Origin of the sequence: Gracilimonas tropica DSM 19535 (assembly GCF_000375425.1) — a bacterium.
Classification (GTDB): domain Bacteria; phylum Bacteroidota; class Rhodothermia; order Balneolales; family Balneolaceae; genus Gracilimonas; species Gracilimonas tropica.
In genome coordinates, this window is the sequence record NZ_AQXG01000010.1 from 116992 (window position 1) to 124705 (window position 7714).

The 7714-nt window shown below is 41.5% G+C and carries 7 protein-coding genes; 5 read left to right on the forward strand and 2 right to left on the reverse strand.

The window, feature by feature from the left end:
* Positions 1 to 43 precede the first annotated feature (43 nt).
* Positions 44 to 862 (forward strand): mechanosensitive ion channel family protein, encoded by an 819-nt coding sequence (locus B151_RS0114025; RefSeq protein ID WP_020404285.1) that lies wholly within the window; start codon positions 44 to 46, stop codon positions 860 to 862.
* 286 nt (positions 863 to 1148) lie between these two features.
* Here the strand turns inward: B151_RS0114025 and B151_RS0114030 are convergent, their stop codons facing one another.
* Complete coding sequence (locus tag B151_RS0114030) at positions 1149 to 1700, reverse strand: REP-associated tyrosine transposase (protein ID WP_040517099.1); 552 nt, start codon at positions 1698 to 1700, stop codon at positions 1149 to 1151.
* A 402-nt stretch (positions 1701 to 2102) separates the two neighbouring features.
* Between B151_RS0114030 and B151_RS0114035 the strand changes: the two genes are divergently transcribed.
* Both B151_RS0114035 and B151_RS0114040 read left to right on the forward strand, forming a co-directional pair.
* Entirely contained in the window at positions 2103 to 4112 is a 2010-nt protein-coding gene (locus B151_RS0114035; RefSeq protein WP_020404287.1) for a DUF349 domain-containing protein, read from the forward strand.
* A gap of 182 nt (positions 4113 to 4294) precedes the next feature.
* On the forward strand, positions 4295 to 5173 hold the full coding sequence (locus B151_RS0114040) for an MBL fold metallo-hydrolase (RefSeq protein WP_245550420.1): 879 nt from the start codon (positions 4295 to 4297) through the stop codon (positions 5171 to 5173).
* A 54-nt stretch (positions 5174 to 5227) separates the two neighbouring features.
* Here the strand turns inward: B151_RS0114040 and B151_RS0114045 are convergent, their stop codons facing one another.
* Entirely contained in the window at positions 5228 to 5707 is a 480-nt protein-coding gene (locus B151_RS0114045) for a hypothetical protein (RefSeq protein ID WP_020404289.1), read from the reverse strand.
* Positions 5708 to 5913: 206 nt separating this feature from the next.
* Between B151_RS0114045 and B151_RS0114050 the strand changes: the two genes are divergently transcribed.
* Together B151_RS0114050 and arsS are read left to right on the forward strand one after the other, a co-directional pair.
* A complete protein-coding gene (locus B151_RS0114050; RefSeq protein ID WP_020404290.1) occupies positions 5914 to 6249 on the forward strand; it encodes an arsenosugar biosynthesis-associated peroxidase-like protein in 336 nt (111 codons plus the stop codon).
* Positions 6250 to 6377: 128 nt separating this feature from the next.
* The gene (gene arsS / locus B151_RS0114055; RefSeq protein WP_020404291.1) at positions 6378 to 7424 is read left to right on the forward strand and encodes an arsenosugar biosynthesis radical SAM (seleno)protein ArsS; all 1047 of its coding nucleotides are present in this window, start codon (positions 6378 to 6380) and stop codon (positions 7422 to 7424) included.
* Positions 7425 to 7714 lie beyond the last annotated feature (290 nt).

Here is a 7714-nt window from a genome sequence, read left to right on the forward strand (position 1 = left end):
AAATCATCATATTCAGTAAAACTTAAATAAAGGGAATACATACATGGAAAATTTCAACATATCACCGGATGAAATTATGAGCTTTGTGACGACTTTTGGTCCAAAGCTACTTGCGGCCATAGCTACGCTCGTTATCGGGTTGTGGATCGTAAAGCTAATTGTGAAAGGAGTTGGAAAAGGATTAGAGCGAAGCAATGTAGATGATGCGTTGAAGACTTTTCTGAAAAGCCTGGTCTCCATATTGTTAAAAGTGATGGTATATATCTCAGCACTAGGCATGCTGGGTATCCAGATGACTTCTTTTATTGCCGTGTTAGGTGCCGCCGGTTTAGCTGTGGGTTTGGCGCTGCAGGGCAGTTTGTCCAATTTTGCAGGAGGCGTTTTGATCTTGTTTTTCAAGCCATTCAAAGTTGGGGATTTTATTGAACGGGGAAGTGAATCCGGAACTGTTGAAAAAATTGATATTCTGCATACGCATCTTCAAACACCGAACAATCAGTTAGTAGTGGTGCCAAACGGCCAATTAGCAAATTCTCCGATCGTAAATTATTCTGCAAAAGAAACGCGAAGAGCGGTGTTTCCGGTGGGTATTGGTTATACATCAGATGTTAAAAAAGCCCGGGAAGTGATCCTGAAAGTTCTAAATGAGGATGAGCGCACGCTGGCTGAACCAGCGCCCATGGTAGTTTTGACAAACCTGGGTGACAGCTCGCTGGATCTGTCGGTACGTGCCTGGACCAAAACCGGTGACTATTGGGGCTATTTTTGGGAAAATCTGGAAAAAATGAAAGAAGAACTGGATAAAGCCGGAATCGAAATTCCATTCCCGCAACGCGATGTGCATTTGATCAAAGAAGATTGATCATCACCATGTAGTGAAATTGTGAAGGCACTCGTTTGGGTGCCTTTTTTTGTTGGGAAAAGTCTGAAGACTGGTGCGAGCTAAAATCTTAAGTCACCGCTCGGTAACCTTTAGAATTCAGTATAACTTCCTTGCCTCGCTTAAGACGTAAGATATCTTCTTTTTTATTGATGAATAGGTAAAGCAGAAAATTATAACGGTGATCTTTTTAGTCTTGAGCGAAGCGGAGACTGAAAAGTGGTAGAAGTTCAAGTCTTCAGACTTGAGTAAGTATTGACCACAGCAATTAAATCAATATTTCATCAATTGGAATAATTCCGGTTTTATCAATGTACCATTGAGCGCTGCTGTAGGGATAATCTTGGGGCTTTTTACAAAACCCTTCTTTTACCGGATTATGATGTATGTAATTCATTTTCTGAATGAAAAACGTATTGGATATAACTTCCATTGGTCGGTTACCCTGTTGCCAAAGCTGAAATTTTTTATTGTTTGGATTATCTCGCCCAGCCTTCTTAAACATCCAAAGAATCCATTTTCGTCTGCTTTCTTTAGAATTAGTTTTTAAATCCTCTAAGATTGTGACCGAAGTGAATTTTTTGAAATCTCTTAAAATGGAAGAAAGGTTATGATCTTCTTTTGCACTTATCATCAGGTGTAAGTGGTTTGTCATTAAGCACCATCCGTGAACTCGCAGTCCTTTGTTTGACTGGCAAAAAATGAGGCTGTCAGTAATAACCTTTTTGTATTTAGGGCGGAGGAAAACATCAATCCAATCCACAACTGTACAGGTGATGAAATGAGCTTGTTGATGATTATGTATTTTGAACCCCGGCATATTTTAATATAAACGATGAATTTAATGAAGCAAGTCTGAAGACTTATGCGAGCTAAAATCTTAAGTCACCGCTCGGAAAGTTGTGTTTGCTTAATCAGGTTTTTGGGCTCGCTTAAAACTTAAGATATCTGTCGGGACTGAAATTCGGGCAGCTTGTGCAAAGCGGTGACTTAAAAGTAGCAGCAGTTAGTAAGTCTTCAGACTTTAATACATAAAAGCACTTTATGTACTTCCAAGTGATAAGGGTGAGGGTACATTCTGCTCTATCTCATTGATCTGAAATGCTTTGATGAACTTTTGCTTTAAATTGCCAAAGATTGAACAGATATATTATCTTAACTATTCTAAATCACGAAGGCTTTGAGCCGTTAACTTTAAGAACCACGAGGAAGGAAGGTTACTGTGGAGAACCTGGAGCAAAATAAAATTGATTCTGAAAAGAAAGACGTCAAAAAAGAAGAACCAACAAAAACATCGGAAGAACTGACTGAAAAGCAAGAACAAGCAGAAGTTTCTGAGGTAACCGAAGAGGTTGCTGAAAAGGAACCCTCTGAAACTGATGATACGGAGGTAAGTTCATCTGAAGGGGAGACTACAACTGAAGAAACAGTAGCTGAAGACGATGATAATGATGAAAGTGAGTCAGCTACGGAGGCAGATGTTAATGCCGAGGAAGAAGAAACTACCTCAGAAGAGCAGCAAGAAGACGCTGATGCAGAATCGTTTTACTCCGAGATCGTAGACCGTGCCAAAGAACTGGTGGTTCAAACCGATTGGGCTTTTGTAACCACCGAACTGGCAAATATGGCGCAGAATATTGCAGAAGGACCTGAGTCGGTCAGTGAAAAGACAAAAGCGCTTATCGATGAGTTTGAAGAATTGCGAAATAACTTTGAAGAGAAAAAGCGCAAGCACTACGAAGAGCAGAATCGCAAGAAAGAAGAGAATCTTGCCAAGAAAAAAGACCTTTTAAAACAACTTTCAGATATTGTCAGTGAAGAAAAATGGACTGCAACCAAAGAGGTCAGCAAGATAAAAGGACAGTGGGAGTCCATAAAATTACTTCCAAAAAGCGAGATCGACACACTTGAAAACCGTTTCAAGGAGTTGATGGATGAGTTTGAAGATCACAAAGTAGATCGGTTGGTCAAAAAGCTTCAGAAGGAAGAAGAAAATCTTGAGCTTAAGCTTCTGCTGCTCGACAAGATGGATGTGTTGGTCAAAAAACTGGAGGATGCTACACCGGATTTTGAGGAACTCGAAGATGAGTTCAACAAGCTGATCTCTCAATGGCGTAAAGTGGGCCGGGTTCCATCAGAAAAGAATCAGGCGTTGTGGGATCGCTTTAATGGTGTTCAGGATGCCTTCAATGATATGCGGTTCAAAGTAGATGAGAAGTACCGCAAAAAAATTGAAAAGGCTCTTGAGAAGAAAAGGAAACTGGTTAAAGAAGCAGAGGCTTTGGTAGATCAGGAAAATATTGCCAAAGCAGCCCGTAAGGTGAATAAGCTCCACAAAGCCTGGAAAAAGGCCGGCAATCTCCCGCAAAAAGATGAAAATGAAATGTGGGATAAATTCAAGGCTGCAACCGATGCATTCAACCAAAGGAAGTCGGATAACCTGGAAGTACTGCGTGAGCAGGAAGAGGAAAACCTGGAGAAGAAATTTGAGCTGATTGAACAGGCCAACGAGATCAAAGGCACCGAGGATTTCGAAAAAGGACATCAAACTATGCAGAGTTTGATGAGTAAATGGAAAAATATTGGCCCGGTTCCGCGTAAAAAATCATCCAAGATCTGGAAGCAGTTCAAAGGAGCCATGGATGAATTTTATGACCGGCGACGTGAGGCGTTCAAAGATGAACGGAAGGATCAAAAAGAAAATCTCGAGAAGAAAGAAGAGATCCTTGATAAGCTGGAAGAGCTTGGCAGTCATGACGACCCGGCCCTTGCTGTTCAGGAGGCTAAGAATTTACAGGAAGAGTTCAAGAATGTGGGTTATGTACCTATCAAAATGAAAAACAAGATCTGGAAACGGTATCGTGAAGCCTGTGATGTGATCTATGACCGTTACCGGGCATTGGGTTCCGACCTTGGTATGGAGAAGAAGTTGGCTAATCAGGGAATTGACCCGGATACCCGAAAGGATATCATCAAATTCCAGAAAGAGCGCGACAAACTTAAGAAAGAAACCTCCAGCCTTGAAAGCGAGATGATACAGTGGCAGGAGGCTAAAACCTATTTCAAGCCCACCAATCGAGGTAATGCCCTTAAAGACGAGCTTCAGGAAAAAATTGATAATGCCGAAAATGCAATAGCAGAAAAACAAGATCGTGTTGCTGAACTCCGGAAAAACATTGATCAACTTAAGCGCAGCAGTGCAGATGATGACTCTGCGGATGAAGAAGAGTAATACACATTTTCGGTTTAATTAATAATTTTTTACACTTATGTTTTGTTTTAAATGATGAGACAAAACAGATCTGCGAAAGATTATAACTGACGAATAATTTTAAAGTTGACAGCTATTACAGGGTATAATATTACGATTTTAGACTAAAGAAGAACGAATGTAAAAGATATTTGAAAAACTCATTGAACATAAAGTTTTGGGGAGTTAGAGGTTCCACGCCTTGTGCAAATGACGAAAACATGCACTATGGCGGCAACACTACCTGCCTTCAGGTTGAGGTTGAAGGGCAAGATGAGTTTTTGATTCTGGACTGCGGTACAGGTTTCAGGAATTTTGGTAACAGAATGAATGAAGCAGAACAATCCATTCGGGGAAGGGTGTTTATCACACATCCGCACTGGGATCATTTGCAGGGGTTTCCTTTCTTTAAACCCTTTTACGAAGGGAAAAACTGGTTTCGGATCTATTTGCCGCCTCAAGGCGAAATTGGCTGCAAAGAAATTCTTCAAGGCCATATGTCCAGTACTTTTTTTCCGGTATCAATCGATATGCTGGAGGCTGACATTGATTGTGATACCTTTCAGCCCGGGACCAAGTATTTTGAGGAATACTCCATCGAGTATATGTGGGCTGACCACACCGTGCCTACCGCAATTTATAAGCTGAAGTTTGGCGATACAGTGATTGTCTTTAGTCCGGACAATGAATTGGCTACGGACGATTCTGAAAAAACCAGGGCTTTTCGTGAAGCTTTTAGCCGGTTTATTAAAGATGTCGACATTCTCATTCATGATGGTCAGTATGACCGTGAGCAATATGAAAGCCGGGTTGGCTGGGGACATTCTGCCTGGGAAGAAGTAGTAGAGATAGCTTATGAAGCCGGCGTAAAGAGGTTATTTCTTACCCATCATGATCCGGATAATGATGATGAGGTTCTCGCCAATTGGGAGAAAAACATCAAGGAGCAGCACAGCCGGAAATTTGAATTCCTTGCTCTCGCAAAAGAAGGGCAGGAAGTTGCTATTTCTTATCAAAAGACGGAAAAAATTCCTGCCAAATAAAAAAGCCGCAAGTATAAAACCTGCGGCTTTAGTAATGCTAAGTTCAACCTTTCATTAGAAATAATAACGTATTCCTAATGCACCGTTTCCATCGAAATCGGTGCTTGGAGCCAGATCAAGAATAGGTACTGCTTCTACAAACAAATCGATCTGTGAATCGGGTACAATGTAATTAAGTCCTAAAGGAACCCGGATACCAATGGCGGCATCAGGATCGCTCAATACTAAACGTGCACCTACACCGTAGTAAAAAGCGAGGCTGCCTTCGTCAATGTCATTGAACCAGCTGTGAAGAAGGTAGTCGCCATGTAGGTGAAGGGCATCATATCGTCCAAAAGACCAGGCAGCTCCGATATCAAAAGCAGAGCGTTGGTTATTCCAAAACTTCATGGAAATACCGGTAGGCTCTCCAAGCATAACACCGAGTCCAACATCTCCACCCCGGCCGTTAACCTGTGCGGTTGCGGTACTCATGTTGAAAAGTAAAAATCCAAAAATTATCGAAAGTGCGGAAACTAATTTCTTTATGTTCATATTTATATGGTTTTATTGATGGTTTCAGTGTTATAAAGAGTATTTAAGTCAAAAATGTTTCATTTTTTTCAAAAAAAAGCAGGTTCTTAGCACAGGAAATATTTTATTAGAACCTTGATTTTACAACATAAAGACGTAATGCTGTAAACCCTAATTAAATTAATATTTATTCGTTTTCACCTTAATCATTAAATAACATATACAAGATGGAAAATTCTTATTACAAACCTGAAGACCTGAAAAAATTTGGTGATATCACGGAATTCCAGAAGAAACTGGGATCCAAGTTTTTTGAATATTACGGAGAGGTGTTTGAGGAGGGTGCGCTAACCAAAAGAGAAAAAGCTCTTATTGCCCTGGCGGTGGCACATACCGTGCAATGCCCCTACTGCATAGATGCGTACACTACCGACAGCCTTGAGAATGGAGCAAGTGAAGAGCAGATGATGGAAGCCGTGCACGTGGCTGCAGCCATTCGCGGTGGCTCTTCGCTGGTACACGGTGTTCAGATGATGAACAAGGTGAAAGGTTTATCTATGTGAGAATGAGTACACTTGTCAGACTTTTAAAAAACTGACAGGTCTTTCCCGGAAACACAGCTAAGTCTCATAGCCAATTTATTATTCTCTGGCTGATCGCAAGTTCAGCCAACCAAACTCCCTAAATTATTATGAAAAGTTTACACGCTGAAGCACATGCACTTTCCAAACCGGAAGTACAGCTCGATATCATTAATTCCCACAATGTTGCCATAAGCAGCCTTCCAAAATTTGAAGAAAAACTGAATGATATCGGGCTTTACCCTCTTAAACCTACCGGTGTCGAGATTTTCCAAATGAATGTTGGTTATATGTGCAACATGACCTGTAAACACTGCCATGTAGATGCCGGTCCCGATCGGGAAGAGATCATGACCAAAGAAACTTTCGAGTATTGTCTCGAGGCGCTCAAGGGAACAGATATTCACACCGTGGATCTGACGGGGGGTGCTCCGGAGATGAACCCTCACTTCAGATGGTTTGTAGAGGAAGTATCAAAGATGGGAAAGCATATCATTGTGCGGTCGAACCTGACGATCCTCACTACTAACAAATTCAATGATCTGCCGGAATTCTTCAAAAAGCATGGAGTTGAAGTAACCTGCTCTCTCCCCTTTTATAGTAAGTTCCGAACTGATAATCAGCGTGGGGAAGGGACCTATGATAAGTCTATCATAGCGCTCAAAAAACTAAACGATTTGGGATATGGTCAGAAAGGTTCGGGATTGCTTTTGAACCTGGTTTACAATCCGGTGGGAGCTTTTTTGCCGGGCGATCAGGAACAGCTTAAGCAGCAGTTCAAAAAGGAACTGAAACGAAAACATGATATTGAATTCAATGACCTTTATACCATTACAAATCTTCCGATATCCCGGTTTTTGAATTTCTTGTTGATGTCCGGAAACCTCGAAGAATACATGGAGAAGCTGATTGAATCTTTCAATCCTGCCGCTGCTATGGGAGTGATGTGCAGAAATACCATTTCCATAGGCTGGGACGGCCGTATGTATGATTGTGACTTCAACCAAATGCTGGAAATGGAAGTAGAGGAAGGTGCCGGCCAACACATTCGGGATTTTGATGTGGAGAAATTAAACAACCGGTCAATCAGGATCGATCAGCATTGCTTTGGGTGTACTGCAGGAGCCGGTAGCAGTTGTGGAGGAGCAACCGTTTGAACACCATCCAATAAGCTATAAGAGCTTCGGTAAAAAAGACGATTTAGCGGACTTCAAAAGTGTGGAATTTCAACCCGTCTTCGTCTGACCACTGAAAAGGCCATGCTATATATTCAAGCACGAAAGTTTAAATGGTAGGTTGTGTAAAAATAAAAAGAAGTGGTCCGACGAATGGAAAGGATCGCGGGTTTAAAATGTGTGGAAATGTAGGTCCTTGCAGGGTTCAATCGTCGGACGAGTTTTTGGGCCTTTGAGAAACTTGTGTTTTTTCATTTATCCGGGCCTGATGG

What these genes read in the sequence shown, in the direction of transcription:
- B151_RS0114025 (WP_020404285.1), top strand. Translation starts at nt 44, where the DNA reads ATGGAAAATTTCAACATATCACCGGATGAAATTATGAGCTTTGTGACG.
- B151_RS0114030 (WP_040517099.1), bottom strand. Translation starts at nt 1,700, where the DNA reads ATGCCGGGGTTCAAAATACATAATCATCAACAAGCTCATTTCATCACC.
- B151_RS0114045 (WP_020404289.1), bottom strand. Translation starts at nt 5,707, where the DNA reads ATGAACATAAAGAAATTAGTTTCCGCACTTTCGATAATTTTTGGATTT.
- B151_RS0114050 (WP_020404290.1), top strand. Translation starts at nt 5,914, where the DNA reads ATGGAAAATTCTTATTACAAACCTGAAGACCTGAAAAAATTTGGTGAT.
- arsS (WP_020404291.1), top strand. Translation starts at nt 6,378, where the DNA reads ATGAAAAGTTTACACGCTGAAGCACATGCACTTTCCAAACCGGAAGTA.